Origin of the sequence: Lancefieldella parvula DNF00906 (assembly GCF_000758945.1) — a bacterium.
GTDB lineage: Bacteria > Actinomycetota > Coriobacteriia > Coriobacteriales > Atopobiaceae > Lancefieldella > Lancefieldella parvula_C.
Genome location: NZ_JRND01000033.1, coordinates 17,277 through 35,989 on the forward strand (window position 1 = coordinate 17,277; position 18,713 = coordinate 35,989).

The window sequence follows — 18,713 nt, forward strand, 5'->3', positions numbered from 1 at the left end:
ACATGTCTGAGTCCAAGGTAAGCATCGCTCCCGCATCAGAGCGAGTAGCACATACCTGCTCGCTTGTTGATAGCGTGACCAGGTTAAGGTATGTCAATGCAAATCGTGCCGAGGCGCTTGAGCGTCTCGGCATTCTGCGTGTACGAGACCTTTTGCTCAATGTTCCTCACCGCTACCTCGATTTTTCTCACCGCGTGCAGATTGCTTTTGCGCAGATAGGTGAGGACGCTACCATTACGGGCCGCGTTGCTTCGGTTAAGACTAAGCGTCCACGTCCTAAAATGGTCATTATTGAGATTGAGGTTGTGGATGATACGGGCGTGCTCACAGCTTCGTTTTTTAGGCAGCCTTGGATAGCTGAGCAAATCCACGTTGACGATGAAGTGGCGCTAAGCGGTAAGGTTCTCTTTGCCTACGGTTACCGCCAGATGAAATCACCGTTTTACGAGGTGCTTAGTACGGCAAAGTCTGACTCAAACGATGAAGCACGCTCCAAAGAGACGCCTTCAAAAGCTGCAATTCTTCCTGTTCACCCAGCTACCGAGGGTGTGAGTCCTGCATGGATGCGTCGCATTATGTCAGCGGCTTTGGCGGATACGGGAAGCGTGTGTGATTGGCTGCCCTCAGAGCTTGTCTCCAAGCACCGCCTTATGTCACTCTCATCGGCGCTTCGTGAGGTCCATTTTCCCACAAGCTTGGACGCAGCTGAGCAGGCGCGCCGCCGTCTTGCTTTTGATGAGCTTCTTAGCTTACAGCTTGCCCTTCTGGCCAGGAGAAACTTGGAGCTTGCAGGCCATAAGCCTTTTGAGCACGTTATAGATGGACCTAAAGTTAAGGCTTTGATAGAGGCTTTGCCTTTTGCCCTAACTGACGAGCAAAACCATGCTGCTCAAGAGATTCTTTCTGATATGGCAGCACCACGTATTATGAATCGCTTGCTTTTGGGTGATGTTGGTACTGGTAAAACAGCCGTTGCTGCCGTTGCCTTGGCTGCAGCCGCAGATTCTTCAACTCAGGCTGCCGTGATGGCTCCTACCTCGGTTCTTGCTCAGCAGTACGCTCAAAAGATTGGGCCTTTGCTTTCGCTTGCGGGAATTACGTGGGCTCTTATTACGGGCTCTACCTCAGAAGAAGAGAGGCAACAGATTGAACTCTGCCTAGCCGACGGCTCTTTGTCCGTTGTCTTTGGCACTACGGCGCTTCTTTCTGACCGTGTAGTATTTAAGCAGCTTACCCTTGCCGTTGTTGACGAGCAGCATCGTTTTGGCGTTGATCAAAGAACAGCGTTGCGCAAAAAGGGGCAGGGCGTAGATCTTCTCGCCATGAGCGCAACGCCTATTCCGCGTACGCTGGCGCTTTCTTTGTACGGAGATGTTGATACGTCTCGCATTACCAAAAGACCAAAGGCAGGAGCTGGCGTTACCACCAAGTTGTGTGTGCCAGAAAACCTTGACCAAGCATATGCTGCTGTCGCCGAAGCTGTTCAAGCGGGTCATCAGGCGTATTTGGTCTGCCCTTTAATTGACCCAAGCGATTCTGAAGATGAGCTTGAAGATGTTCCTGAGGCCGCTCGTACAAACGGTAAACTCTACAGTGCAACTCGCGTATTTGAGGAGCTCTCAAAGACCGTTTTCAAGGACTTTACCTGTGATCTTTTGACCGGCAGACTGCCTGAGACACAAAAAGATCAGGTAATGGAAAAGTTCCGCGCAAATAAGACACAGATTCTGGTCTCTACAACCGTTATTGAGGTTGGCGTTGACGTTCCTAACGCTACGGTCATGATTGTCTTTAACGCTGATCGTTTTGGTCTGGCTACACTTCACCAGCTCAGAGGCCGTGTTGGTCGAGGCGATTTTCCAGGAACTGTGTATCTTGCTAGCAACGCCAAACGAGGTTCTACCGCAAGAAAACGTCTTGCTGCTCTTGAGCAAACGTCCGACGGCGCACGCTTGGCAGAGCTTGACCTTGAGCTCAGGCACGAGGGAGAAACCCTGGGATACCGTCAGTCGGGCGGTACCACGCTCAAGATTTCTGATCTTTACGCGGATGCGGATCTGATTGAGGCGGCTCATATAGATGCCCTGGCAATTACTGCTCAAGACCCAAATCTTACCAGCGACGCCTATGCTACGCTGGGAATTGAGGCAAAAGATCGCTTTGGCATCTACTTTGAAGAGCTTGGCTATAAGTAATAACCTGCAGGTAAACTGCAGTACAAGATAGGTTTGGTGGCGAGAAACCCATGAGGATTGTTGGCGGAAAATGGAAAGGTCGTGCAATTGAGGCCCCTGATGGCAAGGGGACTACGCGACCAACCACTGATCGTACGCGTGAGGCTATTGCAAGCTCCATCTTGGCTTCTCGCGGTCTTGACCTCAGTGAGTCCAGAGTGCTTGACGCTTTTGCAGGTTCAGGCGCTATGGGTTTTGAGCTTCTTTCTAGAGGAGCGCTGTACGCCACGTTTGTTGATAAAGATAGAAAGACGTGCGATCGCATTAAGCGTACGGCTAAATCTCTTGGCGTAAGCACCTCTGAGATGAGTGTTATCTGTGGTGATACAGCTCGCTTAGCTGAGTCATCCCAGCTGTTTGGAGGTCCTTTTGACGTGGTATTTTTGGACCCTCCTTATGCCGTTGAGGCAGAGGTAGTATCCAAGCTGCTCAAAGACTTGACTCAGGCGGGAAGTCTGACAAAAGACGCTGTAGTAGTCTATGAGCATAGCCATAAATCTGATTCACTTTCTCTTGATAATTTTGAGCTTTCTAAGAGTAAGCGTTATGGTATTGCTCAAGTTGATTTACTTGTTCGTTGTGAGGGATAGGAGATACGTTGAACAGCATCACTCACGTAGTCGTACCAGGTACTTTTGATCCCGTCACAAACGGACATCTTGATGTAATCAAACGAGCTTCTCGCCTTTTTGAAAATGTTACGGTAGCTGTTGCGGCTTCAAAGCGCAAACACGGCACGGGAACTACGTTTTCTCTTGAAGAGCGTGTACAGATGCTCAAAGACGCTCTGGTAGATGAAGGACTTGTAGACGTTTCCGTAGAGCCCATGGAAGGTCTTCTCGTTGATTTCTGCAATGCTCGCGGCGCAGGTGGTGTTGTTAAAGGCCTGAGGGCTATGACAGACTTTGAGTATGAGCTGCAACAGGCAGACCTTAACGCTCATATGGCTCCTGAGCTGGAGAGCGTCTTTGTTATGTCCAGTCCAGAGTACGGCTATATTTCTTCCTCAATTGTGAGAGAAATTTCAGCTATGGGCGCAGATGTATCATTTTTGGTACCAAAGAACGTCATTAAAAAGCTTGATGCTCTGCATAATTGCGGTAATTAAGTATATTTGCCCTGCATTTTCATTATATTCTGCTAACATTCTTAAAAAGGTGTTTTATGCGTCGTGCTCATAAGGGCTAAAACTGCATATAACACGGCTTGTGTATAGGATTGAAAGGAGCCCTGGATGCAGCCAGGCGAGGAAATTGAGAGCCTTGTATCTGAGATTGAGCAGATGGTAACTGAGGCTAAGTCACCTTTTATGGATGGCGGTAACAAGAAGATTATTGATGCCCAGGACTTCTACGAGCTGCTTGACGAGATCCGTCGTGTCTTCCCAGAAGAGTTTGCAACTGCTCGTCGCATCATCAAGGAAGAGGATGAGACCCTTGAGCGCGCACGTGCTCAGGCAGAATCCATCATTGCTGACGCACAGCAGCAGGCTATGATTCTTGCTGGTGACCAGGAGGTTGTCCGCCTTGCTCAGCAGCAGGCAGATGGCATTCGTGACCAGGCAGAGCAGTATGAGCGCGATACTCGCTACAACGCTGAGGAGTATGCAGATACCGTTCTTGCTCACCTTGAGGAGAACCTCAAGAGCCTGACAAATTCAGTCTCTCGTGTTCGTCAGACACTTGATGAGAACTCTGGTCCTCGTAACACCAGCAATAACGTTGCCTGGTAATTCCAATGCAACCAGTTCTTTATGCACTAGATGATCGTCTTGCAAATGCAGGCGATACCGTGTCTTATGCGGGTCATCTTAATGAAGACTCGTATGAGCTAGGGGAGCATGAATTTTCTCTTCCTATGGGAATTGATTTTGATCTAGTGCTTACCAACGCGGGTGAGGGCATTTTGGTTACCGGAATGCTTCGTGCTGACGCAGTTGGTACGTGTGACCGTTGTCTTGAGGACGCACATCTCTCTTTAAACGCAGAGGTAGATGAGTATTATCTCTTTGAAGAGCCTGTAATTTCTGCAGATGATGAAGATGAGGCAGATTACGTTTTAGTAAATGCCGATAAAACCATCGATCTTGCAGAGGCTCTTTTGCCTTCGCTTGTTATGGAGACGCCTTATGTTGTACTGTGCAAGTCCGACTGCAAGGGACTTTGCCCAGTATGCGGTTGCAATCTGAATGAAGAGGATTGCGGTCATGCAGCTCAGATTGAGCAGAAGCGAGAAGAAGAAAAGCTTGCTTCAAACCCGTTTGCGGCTCTCAAAAATCTTGTGATTGAGCCGGATTCGGAAGAGTAAAATAAAATTTCTTCTCCTAAATGGTGAAGAAATGCTGTATCTATATACAAAATGTGTCAGTACGTGGTATAGTATCCAACGCATTATGTGAATGGGTCGCGCCCTCATATGTTTTAGGGGCGCTAGCAAGAGCAAAAGAGGTTTAAGATGGCAGTACCTAAACAAAAGAAGGGCCGCGGCGCAACCCACACCCGTCGTTCGGCAAACAGCAAGCTTAACGCAGCAGCTCGCTCTGTATGCCCACAGTGCGGCGCTCCAAAGCTTCCTCACCACGTATGCCCTAACTGTGGCTTCTACAAGGACCGTGAGGTTGTTGTTACTGAGTAACACTCATACATCGTATGGCCAAGAAGGCTGGTTCTTTAGGGGCCAGCCTTCTTTTTTATAGCACTAAGGAGTTATCATGCCCGTTATTTGTGTAGACGTTATGGGATCTGACCAAAGTCCTGAGGTTGTTCTTGAGGGAGTTCGTATGGCTCTTGAGAAGGACAAAGAGCTAGAGGTTCTTCTCGCCGGAGCTGATGAGTTTGTTACTCCTTTTGCAAGCAAGCATGAGCGCGCAAAGGCTTTGGTAACCACTGAAGTTATTGCCATGAGCGAGCATCCCGCTAATGCGGTTAGACAGAAGAAAGACGCCAGTATTGTAAGGGCTGCACAGGCAGTCAAGGCAGGAGAGGCTGACGGTCTTTTTTCGGCAGGCTCTACAGGAGCAGTGCTCACTGCAGCTACCTTTGGTATTGGTCGCATTAAAGGCGTGAAGCGCCCTGCACTTACCCTGATTCTTCCTGGACTTGGTGGTCATAAAACAGTCTTTTTGGATACTGGTGCTAACGCTGATGTGCGTCCAGAAGTTTTGGTGCAATTTGCGCAAATGGGCAAGGCTTTTGCCAATGCATCGCTTGGAATTGAAAACCCAACCATAGGACTTCTCTGCAATGGTTCTGAAGAGACCAAGGGTTCTGAACTTGCTCTTTCATATCACGCAGCTCTTGCAGAAGCGGCTATTAATTTTGGTGGAAATGCTGAGGGAACTGATATTTTAGGAAGCCGCTTTGATGTTATTGTGACAGACGGCTTCACAGGAAATGTGGCCTTAAAATCCATTGAGAGCACAGGCAAATTTATTATGTCTAGCCTAAAAGACGCAATTAATTCCTCCAAGAAGGCTGCGTTTGGTGCACTTCTTTTGAAGGATGCTCTGAAGGCTACAGCAGCGGAACTTTCAGGAGATTCTGTTGGCGGCGCCTTCTTGCTAGGTGTTTCTGCACCTGTACTTAAAGGACATGGTGCTTCCAGCTCTTCTGCTGTGTGCGCAGGAACACTCTCTGCAGCAAATGCGGTACGTGCAAACCTTATTGAGAAAATCTCTTCTTCAATTCAGCTGTAGTAAAAGCGTCTGTACATAAAAATTTTTATAACTATGGTGGAGCCCATGGACAATTCTGTGGGCTTTACTTTTTTAAGATTGTTTGTTTCAGCTTTAGTAATGTCATCATACAGACGCCCATCACGGGGTAAAATTAATAGCGTCATTGTTGTGTGCAAGGAGGATGTATGGATCGCACAGAAACACTTGAAAAGGTAATTGACGTTGTTAGAGAGACACTGGACCTTGACGATTCTGTTGAGCTCACAGAGGGAACCTCATTTAAAGATCTTGGTGCAGACTCATTTGATCTTTTGCAGCTTGTCACAGACCTTGAGCAAGAGTTTGATATGACCTTTGATGCAGAAAACATCGATGAGATTGCTACCGTTGGTGACGCAGTAGATGCTATTCTTGCTGCATAAGTAGGTTTTATACGTGAAATTACACGAACGAGTAGCTGCTGCAGAAGCTATTTGCGGTCACACATTTACTAATAAAGAACTTATCGAGGCTGCCCTCACACACCCTTCGGCGGTGGAGGGCAAGCCTGTTTCTGCTTCGTATGAGCGCCTGGAGTTTCTGGGTGACTCAATTCTTGGTGCCATTATTGCAACGGAGCTGTTTGAGCGTTATCCAGATATGGATGAAGGCCAGCTTACTAGGTTGAAAATCTCTCTGGTATCCGGCCACACGCTCTCCATTGTCTCTGATGCTCTAGGAATTTCTCCCTTAATTGTTATGGGAATTTCCGAGAAGGGCACGGGAAAGCGTGGCATGAAGTCTGCTCTGGAGAACGTCTACGAGTCCATTGTTGGCGCGCTCTACCTTGATGCGGGTTTTGATCCAACGCACGATTTTGTTATTCGTACGCTTGGACCTCACATTTCTCCAGCGCTGGCAGTTCGTTCGGTAAGCCCTAAATCTCGTTTGCAAGAAGCGGTACAGGCTAAAGGCAAGGCTACTCCTGAATATAAGCTTATTGGCGAGAGTGGACCTGCTCACACACCAACGTTTACCGCTGTGGTATTTGTCGACGGCCTTAAGGTGGGTCGTGGACAGGGACCATCAAAGAAAGCCGCAGAGTCAGAAGCCGCTCAAGACGCACTGGTACGTCTTGGTGTGGATGACGCTCCGCTTGATGCTGATGCAGAAATGCACCTAAGGTAGAAAGGTACCCTGTACCCGTGTATCTAAAATCGCTGACACTTAAGGGTTTTAAGTCATTCGCTGATAAAACTCAGATGGTTTTTGACCCCGGTCTTACCGTTGTCGTTGGTCCTAACGGCTCGGGTAAGTCCAATGTCTCTGACGCAATTCTCTGGGTATTGGGCGAGCAGAGCGCAAAGATGCTCCGTGGCCAAGCCATGGAAGACGTCATCTTCTCTGGCTCATCAGCAAGGGGAGCGGTGGGCGTTGCTGAGGTAACGCTGGTTCTGGATAACTCCGACCACACTATTCCTATTGATTTCTCTGAAATTGGCATCACCAGGCGCATGTATCGCTCTGGAGAGTCTGAGTACCTGATTAACGGTGCTCCTTCAAGACTCATGGATATCCAGGACATTTTGCATGACTCTGGCCTGGGCAAAGATACCCACTCCATTATTTCTCAGGGCAAGCTCGATTCCATTTTGTCTAGCCGTCCCGAGCAGCGTCGTGAGCTTATTGAAGAGGCAGCAGATATCTCTAAGCATCGCCGCCGCAAAGAGCGTGCGGAGCGCAAGATTTCTTCCATGGATGAGAATCTCACGCGAGCCAAAGTGGTTTCTCGCGAGATAACCCGTCAGCTTAAGCCACTTGAGAGGCAGGTAGACAAGGCCTCTCGCGCTAAAGATCTGTCCGCTCAGCTCAAAGATTTGACGGTTCAGCTTGCGGTTGATGACCTTCGTCAGCTGCAGTTTACGCATGGAAAGTTGGAGGCACGCGCTAAAGAGGCAGAGGCTGCTATTGAGCTTGCTCAATATCGTGCAGGCGAGAAAAACCGTGAGCTTGAAAAGCTCCAGTCACTTCTTGAGCAAAAGGGTCTCTTTGTTGGAGACTTGGGTGAGCAGCGCCGTCGCATGCAAGAGATTCTTGGTCGTATGGGATCTGACATGCGTCTTTTGGAGGAGAAGGGCAAGAACATGGTTTCTCGCCTTTCTGACACGCGCATGCAGCTTTCTGTGATGGATAAACAGAAGGCAGACGCCGCAAAAGAGAACGAAGAGCTTTCTGGTCAGCTGGCAACAATTCGTGCAAAGGTTGCGGATCTGACGGAGAGCGTGAACGCGCTCCAAGAGTCGGCTAACCAGGCAATTGCCGAGCGTCGTTCTCTTGATGTAAAGATTTCTGACTGCACTGCGTCTGAGCGAAGTGCGCGTAATACCGCTGATAAAGAAACGCTTGCGTATGTAAAGCTTGAAGAGCAGATTGCTCATGCGCAGGTAGAAGACCAGATGTTTGAGTCTAGGTTGACTCAGATTACGGAAGCGCTTGAGATTGCTCGTGCTGCTCTAGAAGATAGTGGCGCTAAAGAAGCAGAGCTCACGGCGGCTCTTGAGAAAGCTCGTCAGGAGTCCGAGGCGTTTGTCGCTGAGATTTCTGAGCGTGCTTCTGCACTTGAGGCGGCTCGCGAGGCAGAGCGTACTGCTCGCCAGGAGCTCTCAAGCAGTGAAGCTACGCTTGAGGCACTTCGTGCGCTTGATGTGGAAGTCCAAAAGGGAAGTCCTCTGGCAGAAAAGCTTGTTGCGGATGCAGCAACCGCTTCTCTTGTTTCTGGCAGACTTGCTGATTATCTTGAGGTTCAGCCAGAGTTTGAGGCCCTTGTTGAGCAGCTTTTAGGAGAAGATCTTTCCGCGCTTGTTGTAGACAAACAGCAAAACATTCAGACGCTCTTTGAGCGCGTTCAGACGCTTTCTGAGGACGGCAAGGCTACGTTGGTTGCTCTTTCTGACGCAACTCCGGCTCTTGCTGCGCCTGCACATACAACGTCTTTGCTTGAGCACGTATCTGCGCAGAAGGGTGCCGAAGCTCTTGTGCAGGCGCTTTTTGGTCACGTTTTTGTTGCTCAGAGTCTTGATGACGCCTACGCTGCTCGCAACGTTGAGCCTCGCGGGCTTTATGCGCTCCCTGACGGCACGTTGCTCTATCCAGACGGTCGTCTGGTCCTGGGACACTCATCTCAGGCTGAGGACGGCTCTCTCGAGCGTAAGCGTCGCATTCGTCAGCTTGAGGACACGCTTCCTGCCCTCAAACGCCATCTTGAGGCTGCTCGCTCCGCAGTTACTAACTGCGAGAATGAGCTGGCTTCAGTTCGCGAGAAAAGCGCGCAGTCCAAGGGTGAGGTTGCTCGCCTCAACGGTGAGCTTACCTCTATTGCTGCGGAGCGAGGCCGTCTTGAGGGGCAGGTTGCGTCTTCTCAGGCTGAGCTGAAGCAGGTGAGCACTTCTCGAGAGCAGGCCAAAGAGCGCGCTCAAGAGGCTCGTGCGCACATTGATGAGCACAAGCGTGCGGCAGAAGAGGCTAAGGCTCGCATGGAGTCGCTGGCCTCGGAGCTCAAAGAGCTGCAGGACCAGCATGAGGATGCCATTCGCGCTCAGGGTAGGGCTAACCGAGAGCTTTCGGATGCAAAAACGGACCTCACTGTTGCAAAAGAGCGCGCAACAAGCATGGCTTCTCGCCAGGCAGAGCTTGAGAGGCGTCTGTCTCAGCTGGATGAGCAGCTTGCTGCTGCTAAACAGGCAACGCACGCGCTTGAGGTAATCAGGCTTCGCGTAGACCCGCTGTACAAGCGCTACGATGCTCTGCACCAGAAGGCGCTTGAGTGGGCGTCTAGGCTCAAGGATCGCGCCTCGTTGGCGGAGGCAGACTCCGAGACGCTGCGAGAGACCATCTCTGAGGCAAAAGACGCTGCTTCTGAAGCCGCGCTTGCGGTAGAAAAAGAGAAAGACGCCGCTAACCAGATTAGCGTTGAGATTGGCAAGCTTGAGGTTCAGGTTCAAAACGCCATCGAGGCCATTCTTGCTACGGGCGCCTCATTGGACGAGGCTTTGACGCTTCCTGAGCCAGAAGATAGAGAGCAGGCAGAACGCCTTGCTGCGTCGCTCAAGAGTCAGCTTGAGGCGTTGGGTCCTGTCAACGCCGTTGCCATGGATGAGTACGAGCGCCTCAAAGAGCGCGCTGATTACATTAACGAGCAGGTAGCTGACTTAGAGGCCGCACGAACTTCTCTGAAGAAAATCATCTCAGCCATTGATCGCAAGATGCGTAGCCGCTTCCTTGTTGTCTTTGACCGCGTAAACCAGAACTTCTCCGAGATCTTCTCGATGCTGTTCCCTGGTGGCCACGCCCACATTGAGCTTACCGACCCTGACCATCTTTCCGAGACAGGTATTGAGATTGTGGCTCAGCCGCGCGGTAAGCGCATTACCAAGATGATGCTCATGTCAGGTGGCGAGAAGAGCCTCACCGCCCTGGCATTGCTCTTTGCTATATACAGAACGCGCACTGTTCCGTTCTACGTCTTTGATGAGGTTGAGGCTGCGCTCGACGACGCCAACCTCTCCAAGCTGCTTGATGCCATTGAGCAGCTCAAAGAGACCACTCAGCTGATTGTCATTTCTCACCAGAGGCGCACCATGGAGCAGGCTGATGTTCTGTACGGTGTATCTATGCAGGCAGATGGTGTTAGCCATGTTGTCTCTCAGAGGCTTGATAAGACAACCGGAAAGGTAGTTGATATCTAATGGGCTTTATGGACAATCTTCGCCGAGGTCTTGAGCGTTCTCGTGAGACTTTAAGCGAAATCTTTTATATGGGTGGAGAGGTCACCGAAGACTTTTGGGATGACCTTGAAGATACGCTTGTTATGGGAGACATGGGTGCTGAGGTGGCTATGCGTGTCACCGATGACCTGCGTGAGCGTGCAGCGCGAGAAAACCTTATGCGCTCCGATCAGCTTCGCCGTGCCCTTGTAGAGCGCCTTACAGCAGAGTTTCCTGTTGCAGAAAGAGATCCTTTTACGGATACGCCCTCTATTGTCTTGTTTGTGGGCATTAATGGTGCTGGTAAAACCACTACTGTTGGTAAGATTGCTGGCCGCGCACATGCTAATGGTGTAAAGACTTTGATTGGCGGTGCTGACACCTTCCGCGCAGCTGCAATTGAGCAGCTGCAGGTATGGGGAGATCGCTCTGGTATTGAGGTAGTAACCAGAGAGCGTGGCGCTGATCCTGCAAGCGTTTGTTTTGAGGTTGTTGAAACGGCAGAAAAACAAGGCACTGAGCTGGTGCTTATTGATACTGCTGGACGTCTGCATACTTCATCCGATCTTATGCGTGAGCTTGCTAAGGTTGTTTCGGTTACCAGAAAGCGCGCAGGGGATATTCCCGTGAGCGTTGTCTTGGTTATTGATGCAACTACCGGTCAAAATGGCCTTAACCAGGCAAAAGAGTTCAATGACGCGCTGTCTTTGGACGGTCTTATTGTTACCAAGCTTGACGGCACAGCAAAGGGAGGAATTGCTCTGGCAATTTCTAACCAGCTTAATCTGCCTATTTATCGTATTGGTGTGGGCGAGTCAATTGATGATCTTCAGACATTTGACGCTCGTTCATTCTGTGAAGCACTTGTTGGTGAGGGAGTTCAGTAATGTTTAACAGCCTGCAAGATAGACTGCAAAATACATTTTCCGCTCTGCGCGGAAAGGGCCGTCTCACTGAGGACGATATCAATTCAGCAATGCGAGAAATTCGTATGGCTCTTCTCGAGGCTGACGTTAACTACAAGGTAGTTAAAGAGTTTGTCGGCCGCTGTAAAGAGCAGTGCATGACCGCTGACGTGCTAGAGTCTCTGTCTCCAGCTCAAAACGTTGTCCGCATTGTTCTGGATGAGCTCACGGCACTGCTTGGTTCAACCGAGTCCAAGCTTACGCTGGCGCAGAACCGCATTCCAAACGTCATTATGCTTGTTGGTCTTCAGGGCTCTGGTAAGACAACCGCAGCTGCAAAGCTTGCCTACCTGCTTAAGTCCCAGGGAAAGAATCCTCTGCTCGCTGCCTGCGACGTTCACCGTCCTGCAGCAGCAGATCAGCTTGAAACACTTGGTTCAGAGATTGGCGTGCCAGTCTATCGTGGTGACGGCAAAGACGCCGTTGCTATTGCGTCTCAGGCTATTCAGGAGGCTGTTGATCACCTCAATGACCTGGTAATTGTCGATACCGCTGGTCGTCTTCAAATTGACGAAGAAATGATGGAAGAGGCCGTTGCTATCAAGCGCGCCGTCAAGCCAGATCAGATTCTTATGGTTGTCGACGCCATGACCGGCCAGGATATTGTCAATGTTGTCAGCACTTTCGCCGAGCGTGTAGACTTTGACGGCGTTATCATGTCCAAGCTTGATGGCGATGCTCGTGGTGGCGGCGCACTTTCCGTACGCGAGGTTACCGGCAAGCCTATCAAGTTTGTTTCTATGGGCGAGAAACCCGATTCACTTGAGGTTTTCCACCCAGATCGTATGGCCAAGCGCATCCTTGGCATGGGTGATGTTATCTCTATTGTTGAGAAGGCCCAGCAGGCAGCAGATGAGAAGCAGGTTGAAGATGCTGAGCGCATGTTGCGTGAAGGCTTTACTATGGATGACCTGCTCAATCAGATGAACCAAATTCGCAAGATGGGCGGTCTTGCAAAGCTTATTGGTGCTTTACCTGGTGGTGACCGTATGATGGCCCAGCAGGGTGGTGTGGATGATAGCTCTATGGGAAAGATTGAAGCTATCATTCGTTCCATGACCAAAGAAGAGCGCATGCGTCCAAAGATTATTAATGGTCAGCGCCGTCGTCGCATTTCTATGGGATCTGGTCGTAGCGTTCAGGAAGTTAATCAGCTTATTCGTCAGTGGGGAGAGATGAATAAGATGATGGGCAAGATGAAGGCTATGACTCAGGGTGGTAATGCAAAGAAGGGCCGCCGTGCTATGGAGTCTATGATGAAGAACATGGGCTTTGGCGGAGGTCAAATGCCACGTTTTTAGGCTTTACCAATAAATATTTTTATATAAGAAATACTTTGGTCTGATTACTATCCCTACTGCTTTTTGTTACAAATGGTAAACTTTCTCAAAAAGCAGTAGGGAGTAATTATGTCAATTAAGCGTATTACCTTTGTTGTATTAGGTTGTGTAAGTTTGGCGCTTGCCGTAATTGGCGTAGTGCTTCCTATTTTGCCCACTGTTCCATTTTTAGCGCTCGCAGCATTTTGCTTTGCAAAATCATCTGACCGGCTTAATAATTGGCTTATTAACACGAAGTTTTATCAAAATAACCTTGCTGATTTTAAAGCTGGAAAAGGGATGACTGTTAAGACTAAAGTGCGCATCCTTGCCACAGTAACTTTGGTCATGGCTGTAGGTCTGATTGCCATGCTTATGAAAGGTGTTATTGTTGGCAGTATTATTCTTAGTGTTGTTTGGTTAGGCCACATTTACTATTTTGGTTTTAAAGTTAAAACGCTTGAAGAGTAAACAATTGTTACAATAGCTTTTAGTTAGTTTCATTATTATTCGGTAATGATGAGGTGACTGAAGATGCAGCGTAAAAGAAAAGTAGTTTTGTTTACTCTTGGGATAATGCTCATTGCCGTTGTATTCATATGTAGTTGGTTTAGACCCGAAGCGGTTAAAGAACGAAATCTTGATTTTTTAAAACATCAAGCTGCGGAATTTATAAGGGAGCAATCAGTTGGTAATATTTTCTCGTATGAAAAGTTTGAGTCTGGGGAATATAGGACCCATACTTGCAATTTAAACGACGTGTATATATCTGGTCCAATTTTATCAATTGTAGAGAAAAACAATGAATTATTAGACGGTGGCATTTCGTGGGTTGTAAGTGTTAATGGAGAAATCATTGGAACAATTGAGCAAGATGTCGCTTTATATTCAGTTTCTCTTTCATCACAAGATTTTGATCAATATATTCTTTATGGGACTGCTTATATTCTACAAGCTATAAGCAGTCGCAAATTACCTGCCGTCTCCTACTATGAATACAATACAGAAGGTGGAGGAACCTTTCTGTCTGATAATATACTTGCGACATTTAATTACGTCACAGGAGAATATGGTTTTGTTAAAGCAGCCAGCAAATTTCCTTCTGCCAGTTCATTGATTACTTCTCGCTTAGGTTCAGAGTATCTTGATTTTATGGCAAATAAAGAGCGTGTAGTGGATCTTCTGTAAGACATAAAAAATGCGCGCTTCAGAATTATTTTCTAAAGCGCGCATAAACTTTTTCAAAGAAAACCTAGTAGTGAATGATAATTGGATCTCCATCTTTGGCGATATCAAAGAGTTTTTGAGCGTTTTCATAGCTTAGGTTGATGCAGCCATGACTACCGCCTGTTCTGTAGATGTTTCCACCAAACGCACTTCTCCATGGAGCGTTGTGAAAACCAACTTCTTGACCCTTTACGCCAAGCCAGAAGTCAACGTGTGCATCCCAACCTGGTTTGCCATTCTCGTCATTTGGTCCCAGGAGACGAGCGTCTCTAATGTGGCTGGTAATATACCAGACTCCTTCCGGAGTGTTGTGATGTCCGTCTGGGATACCTGTTACTACATCGGCTTCCCAAAGAATAGTTCCATCATCACCATAAAGAACAGCATGCTGAGTGGTAAGGTCAACGTCAATATAACGACCGCCCCAGTCCTGCTCGCCCTGTTTAGTAAACTTATCGGCCGACTGTTTTGTAGGCAGTTCAATCTTTGTTGCCTGACCAGCGGACAGACCGTCAGAGATAGCTTTTACAGCAGCATCATTATCAATAACCCAACCGTATGCACCAGCGGCCTTTGTAGTGAATTCTTTTCCATCCCAGCGCTTATACGTTCTTGAAGTTCCACGAGTATCTACTGCAGGAGCAAGTGTCTCGTTGACCCATTTGGTAATAGCGTCTGTATCAAATGAAATAGAGAGATTCTCATCAAACTTAATCCAGCTAGCAATGGTGTCTTGATCAAGCTGATATGCGGCAGAATCGCCAAGCATCAAATCAACTGCAGAAGCAACGTATGAATTAGCGGTCTTCAAAGCAGAATCAAGGTCTTCTGCACTTATGAGGCTCTCTGGGCCAAGCTGTACGGTAGTGCTCAGATTATCAAAAGCGGTTTGCAAGTCTTTATGGACACCCTCAAGAGATAGTCTTGTAGCAATAGCATCATCAGCAAAAATAAACTTTTTAGCCGAGCTATCGTAGGTAATACCATTGTTCTCTAGACTTTGAGCAGATTCTTTTGCCTGCTCAATTCTTTGATTAAAGAGTGCGTCCGCCTTGCTTGTATCATACGAAGCGGTAGCGTGAGGACTTAGGGACCTGCTACGAGTAATCTCCAGTGGCCACATCCAAGGATTCTGCTGGCTAATAGCATCGTGAGCATATCCAGCTGCGTCGTACGTTAAATCAATGTCAGATGCCTTGATGGTTAAATCTACGCCGTTTCCAGAGACTTGGACGGAGTAATTTGAGGCCTCGTTTGCTCTAGAAGCTTGTAAATCTGAAGCAGGTTTTAAGGAGTAGTCCTTACCATAAATGCTGGTTTGAGGCATAAAGAAGAAGTTAAAGAAGATTGCTCCACCCACATACACAAGGGCGAGAATACCAACGAGCGCAGCAGGTATCTTCCACCACTGATGTTTCTTGTGAACAACGGGAGCCTCTTCTTTTTCTCCAAGCTCTGCGCTATCAAGGGGAGCAATGACAGTTAGATCATCTGCCTGCTCTTCTGGCGCTTCCGCTGATTGTGAAGAATCATTAAGCTGATTGGCTTTTACCTGCTCTTCATTGAGAGCAACGTACATATCAGTATCGCCAAGGCTTGGTACTGAGTCTTTAAGAGAAGGCGCTTTCTCCGTAGCTTCCTCTGAAGAAAGAGGTTGTAGGTTAGCGGTATGAGAAGCAGAGCTTTTTGCAAAGTGCTTAGCCAAGGAGCACTCCTTATAAAAACGAAGGTACATAACAAGAAGTAATGCAATTTGAAAACAACAAACTAATAAGCTTTCACACTTATCTTTTTATTCTAGTTCATATGCAACACATATTTTTGTGGAACTTATGAGGAATTATATATTCAGAGAATATATAGATATTTGAATATACTTTTGATTTAGACTTTTTTAAACTATGATTTGATTTAGGAAGGGAGTGTGGAAATAGATGAGATTGATAAATTCTCAAACTAGTTTTAAAAAATTTAAATGTGCAGTTACCTTGCTTGTTATTTTATGTGTATTTATTTCATACATTCCTGCTCCTGTTTTAGCAAACACTTTATTAGGACAAACAAACTCAAATCAATTGTTATTGCATACAGAGATTAAATCATTTAATCCATCTGCATCTGATTTCACTACAGTTGTAGGAAATGATTTAGGTTCTCTGGATAATTTGACAGAAATTAAGCCCTACGAAGAGCCAATAACAACATCACATCTTGATTTACAAAAAGTTACTGACTTTCATTTTTTAGATAGCGATCGGTTTGACCCATCACTTTTTTCAGATGATCATGAATTGCGTTATACAACCGATGAAGCTGCTGTTAATTCTTATCTACAAGCACATCCTAATCTTGCAGGTGTTACTGATCATAAAATTTTGCTTCCTGTTTTTGAATTCGATACAGACAATAACATTCAGGCTCATAGAGACATAATTAATAACTATATTTCAAATGGCCAACTAATTAATGGATCTGTTGGTCAAGACAATGTTGCCATTATTGATCGCAGTATACCTTTGGGTGAGTATAAGCTGGATAAAACTCTGTCCTACGATCAAGAGCATGGTTTTTACTATATTTATACTGTTCGTGCTGGAGTTTCAGATATTTCAAGGAACCTTACTACATTTGTTGATAGCAATGGAAATAGAACTGAGAAACAAGGTCTGTACGACGCACCTACAACAATTGGTAATAGCATTCTTGATCATAAAGAAGTAGAGCAGTATGTAATTCCTGAAGCCCATGATGGTGATGGAAATATTGTTAAGCCTAATATTTTTGTTACACACACAACGTATTACTATACTTTGGCGCATACTGCATATGTTACCGATACTGGAGAAACTTTGAGACCTACAGATGAGGGTCTTCAAAATGCTCCAGCAACAATCTCATCGTATACTTTTAATCATACCGTTGATGCAGGACGTAAAAAAGTTTTAGACATCGATACGGTTACAAATAGGATTTTATCTGATATTAAATCTCAAGATATTGCTGATGTATTTCCAGAAAGTTCGGCAACTCACGCTGGACAAATAGGCATTAAAAAGTTGCCTGATTCTACTTACGAAGTTTCTTTATTTGAGAACGGTAGTCTTACTACTGATCTAACATATAATCCTGACGGATCTCCACGAGTAGTTGATGCTGAAGGAAATCCCGTATATTTCTCAAATACTTTTAATGACATTGTATATACGTATTCTCAAGATAACACTCTTCCTATAGGCCAATATAAAATTGAGTATTTCTTGCTCCCAATGTCTTTTGATCCCAATACGCTTGATTCTTATCAACACTTAAAGATCAATCTTGTAATTGGAACAAAGGATTCTAATGAGCAAACTATTGCAGCTAATTGGACTCATGTGTACGTAAAACAACCTCCTGTCACACCAGTAACTCCTGGTTCTAACACTCCTGGAGAACCCCATAAGACAGAGGAAAAGGCGCAGCTTCCTGATACAGCTGACAATTCCCAAATTGTATTGCAGGGTACACTTATAAGCTTGTCTGCCATCTTGGTTTTGTTAGGTTACTTCCTTAAAAAGAGACTAGCAACAGAGGAAATTTTTTCATAAACGCGGTTTAACTTTTGTCTCAAGAGTAGAAAATATTAAGAATCAAGAGGCAAGGGGAACATTGCTTATGTCTACGTATCCAGTTATTTATTTAGATTCATCTGACGACAATCGTCTTGATGTGTATGCCCGATTGACTGATAACCAGCTTCGTAATCGTCTTGACCCAACTCGTGGCGTCATGATTTGTGAGTCTCATTTTGTGATTGAAACTGCGCTATCTGCAGGCTGTGAGCCAATCTCATTTCTTGCAAATACTTCTCATACAGATAACATTTTGCAAATTGTCGAGAAGTTCCATCCTTTGTCAGATGATGTTCCTATTTTCATTCTTCCAGATGAGCAGCTTACACAGCTTATTGGCTACAAGATGAATAGAGGAGTGCTCTGTGCCATGAGGAGACCTCAAGGTGCAACGCTAGAAGAGATTCTAAGCACGTCAAAGCATATTGCCGTTCTAGAAGATTTAGTAGACGTCAACAATGTTGGCGCTGTCTTTAGGTCAGCTGCGGCTCTCAATGTAGATGCTGTGATCTTAACTGCTAAGTGCGCCGACAACCTCTCAAGACGTGTTTTGCGCGTTTCTATGGGAACGGTTCTTAATGTAGCGTGGACTCGTTTGGATGAAGAGACAACTTCATTCGACCTTATTGAAAAGCTTAAAGCTCATTCTTTTACTACGTGTGCTTTTGCACTCACAGATTCTGCAGTACCTCTTAATAAAGAGCTGGTAAAAGGTAAAAAAGCTGCACTATTCTTTGGTTGTGAAGGCTATGGTCTTGATAAGAAAACCATTGAGGCTTGTGACGTTACTACCATCATCCCCATGTCACATCAGGTAGATTCACTCAATGTTGCTGCCTCATCTGCTGTTGCTTTTTGGGAACTTTTTGCTCGATAACTTGAGCAGGAAACCTTTACATACGGCACAAAAAAACGGCCACCTACGAGAGTGAACTGCCT

At 46.7% G+C, this 18,713-nt stretch carries 17 protein-coding genes; 16 read left to right on the forward strand and 1 reads right to left on the reverse strand.

What is annotated here, in order from left to right; all coding sequences use genetic code 11:
• The first annotated feature begins 2 nt into the window (after window positions 1-2).
• The 14 genes from recG to HMPREF1647_RS06245 all read left to right on the forward strand — a co-directional run bounded on the left by recG (window position 3) and on the right by HMPREF1647_RS06245 (window position 14,124).
• On the forward strand, window positions 3-2,195 hold the full coding sequence (gene recG / locus HMPREF1647_RS06180; protein WP_035433114.1) for an ATP-dependent DNA helicase RecG: 2,193 nt from the start codon (window positions 3-5) through the stop codon (window positions 2,193-2,195).
• 50 nt (window positions 2,196-2,245) lie between these two features.
• A complete protein-coding gene (gene rsmD, locus HMPREF1647_RS06185; RefSeq protein ID WP_035433116.1) occupies window positions 2,246-2,824 on the forward strand; it encodes a 16S rRNA (guanine(966)-N(2))-methyltransferase RsmD in 579 nt (192 codons plus the stop codon).
• An 8-nt stretch (window positions 2,825-2,832) separates the two neighbouring features.
• The gene (coaD, locus tag HMPREF1647_RS06190) at window positions 2,833-3,342 is read left to right on the forward strand and encodes a pantetheine-phosphate adenylyltransferase (RefSeq protein ID WP_035427737.1); all 510 of its coding nucleotides are present in this window, start codon (window positions 2,833-2,835) and stop codon (window positions 3,340-3,342) included.
• A 126-nt stretch (window positions 3,343-3,468) separates the two neighbouring features.
• On the forward strand, window positions 3,469-3,966 hold the full coding sequence (locus HMPREF1647_RS06195) for an SPFH domain-containing protein (protein WP_012808943.1): 498 nt from the start codon (window positions 3,469-3,471) through the stop codon (window positions 3,964-3,966).
• A 5-nt stretch (window positions 3,967-3,971) separates the two neighbouring features.
• The gene (locus HMPREF1647_RS06200) at window positions 3,972-4,541 is read left to right on the forward strand and encodes a YceD family protein (RefSeq protein WP_035427736.1); all 570 of its coding nucleotides are present in this window, start codon (window positions 3,972-3,974) and stop codon (window positions 4,539-4,541) included.
• A 147-nt stretch (window positions 4,542-4,688) separates the two neighbouring features.
• On the forward strand, window positions 4,689-4,868 hold the full coding sequence (gene rpmF, locus HMPREF1647_RS06205; protein WP_012808941.1) for a 50S ribosomal protein L32: 180 nt from the start codon (window positions 4,689-4,691) through the stop codon (window positions 4,866-4,868).
• Between the two features lie 76 nt (window positions 4,869-4,944).
• Complete coding sequence (gene plsX / locus HMPREF1647_RS06210) at window positions 4,945-5,928, forward strand: phosphate acyltransferase PlsX (RefSeq protein WP_035433118.1); 984 nt, start codon at window positions 4,945-4,947, stop codon at window positions 5,926-5,928.
• 167 nt (window positions 5,929-6,095) lie between these two features.
• Window positions 6,096-6,332, forward strand: coding sequence for a phosphopantetheine-binding protein (locus HMPREF1647_RS06215; RefSeq protein ID WP_035427734.1), 237 nt, complete (start codon window positions 6,096-6,098; stop codon window positions 6,330-6,332).
• A gap of 13 nt (window positions 6,333-6,345) precedes the next feature.
• Window positions 6,346-7,077 carry a ribonuclease III gene (gene rnc / locus HMPREF1647_RS06220; protein WP_035427733.1) on the forward strand — a complete coding sequence of 244 codons (732 nt, stop codon included), beginning with the start codon at window positions 6,346-6,348 and terminating at the stop codon, window positions 7,075-7,077.
• Window positions 7,078-7,094: 17 nt separating this feature from the next.
• On the forward strand, window positions 7,095-10,634 hold the full coding sequence (gene smc / locus HMPREF1647_RS06225; RefSeq protein WP_035433120.1) for a chromosome segregation protein SMC: 3,540 nt from the start codon (window positions 7,095-7,097) through the stop codon (window positions 10,632-10,634).
• Window positions 10,634-11,539 carry a signal recognition particle-docking protein FtsY gene (gene ftsY, locus HMPREF1647_RS06230; RefSeq protein ID WP_035433122.1) on the forward strand — a complete coding sequence of 302 codons (906 nt, stop codon included), beginning with the start codon at window positions 10,634-10,636 and terminating at the stop codon, window positions 11,537-11,539. The genes smc and ftsY overlap by 1 nt, the downstream gene beginning before the upstream one ends.
• On the forward strand, window positions 11,539-12,918 hold the full coding sequence (ffh, locus tag HMPREF1647_RS06235) for a signal recognition particle protein (RefSeq protein ID WP_035427730.1): 1,380 nt from the start codon (window positions 11,539-11,541) through the stop codon (window positions 12,916-12,918). The genes ftsY and ffh overlap by 1 nt, the downstream gene beginning before the upstream one ends.
• 108 nt (window positions 12,919-13,026) lie before the next feature.
• Complete coding sequence (locus tag HMPREF1647_RS06240) at window positions 13,027-13,407, forward strand: YbaN family protein (protein ID WP_035433124.1); 381 nt, start codon at window positions 13,027-13,029, stop codon at window positions 13,405-13,407.
• 63 nt (window positions 13,408-13,470) lie between these two features.
• Complete coding sequence (locus tag HMPREF1647_RS06245; protein ID WP_035433127.1) at window positions 13,471-14,124, forward strand: hypothetical protein; 654 nt, start codon at window positions 13,471-13,473, stop codon at window positions 14,122-14,124.
• A gap of 64 nt (window positions 14,125-14,188) precedes the next feature.
• Here HMPREF1647_RS06245 and HMPREF1647_RS06250 read toward each other — a convergent pair whose 3' ends face one another.
• Complete coding sequence (locus tag HMPREF1647_RS06250) at window positions 14,189-15,868, reverse strand: L,D-transpeptidase (RefSeq protein WP_035433129.1); 1,680 nt, start codon at window positions 15,866-15,868, stop codon at window positions 14,189-14,191.
• 229 nt (window positions 15,869-16,097) lie between these two features.
• Between HMPREF1647_RS06250 and HMPREF1647_RS06255 the strand changes: the two genes are divergently transcribed.
• Entirely contained in the window at window positions 16,098-17,750 is a 1,653-nt protein-coding gene (locus HMPREF1647_RS06255) for an LPXTG cell wall anchor domain-containing protein (RefSeq protein WP_156095563.1), read from the forward strand.
• A gap of 67 nt (window positions 17,751-17,817) precedes the next feature.
• On the forward strand, window positions 17,818-18,651 hold the full coding sequence (locus HMPREF1647_RS06260; protein ID WP_035433133.1) for a TrmH family RNA methyltransferase: 834 nt from the start codon (window positions 17,818-17,820) through the stop codon (window positions 18,649-18,651).
• Window positions 18,652-18,713 lie beyond the last annotated feature (62 nt).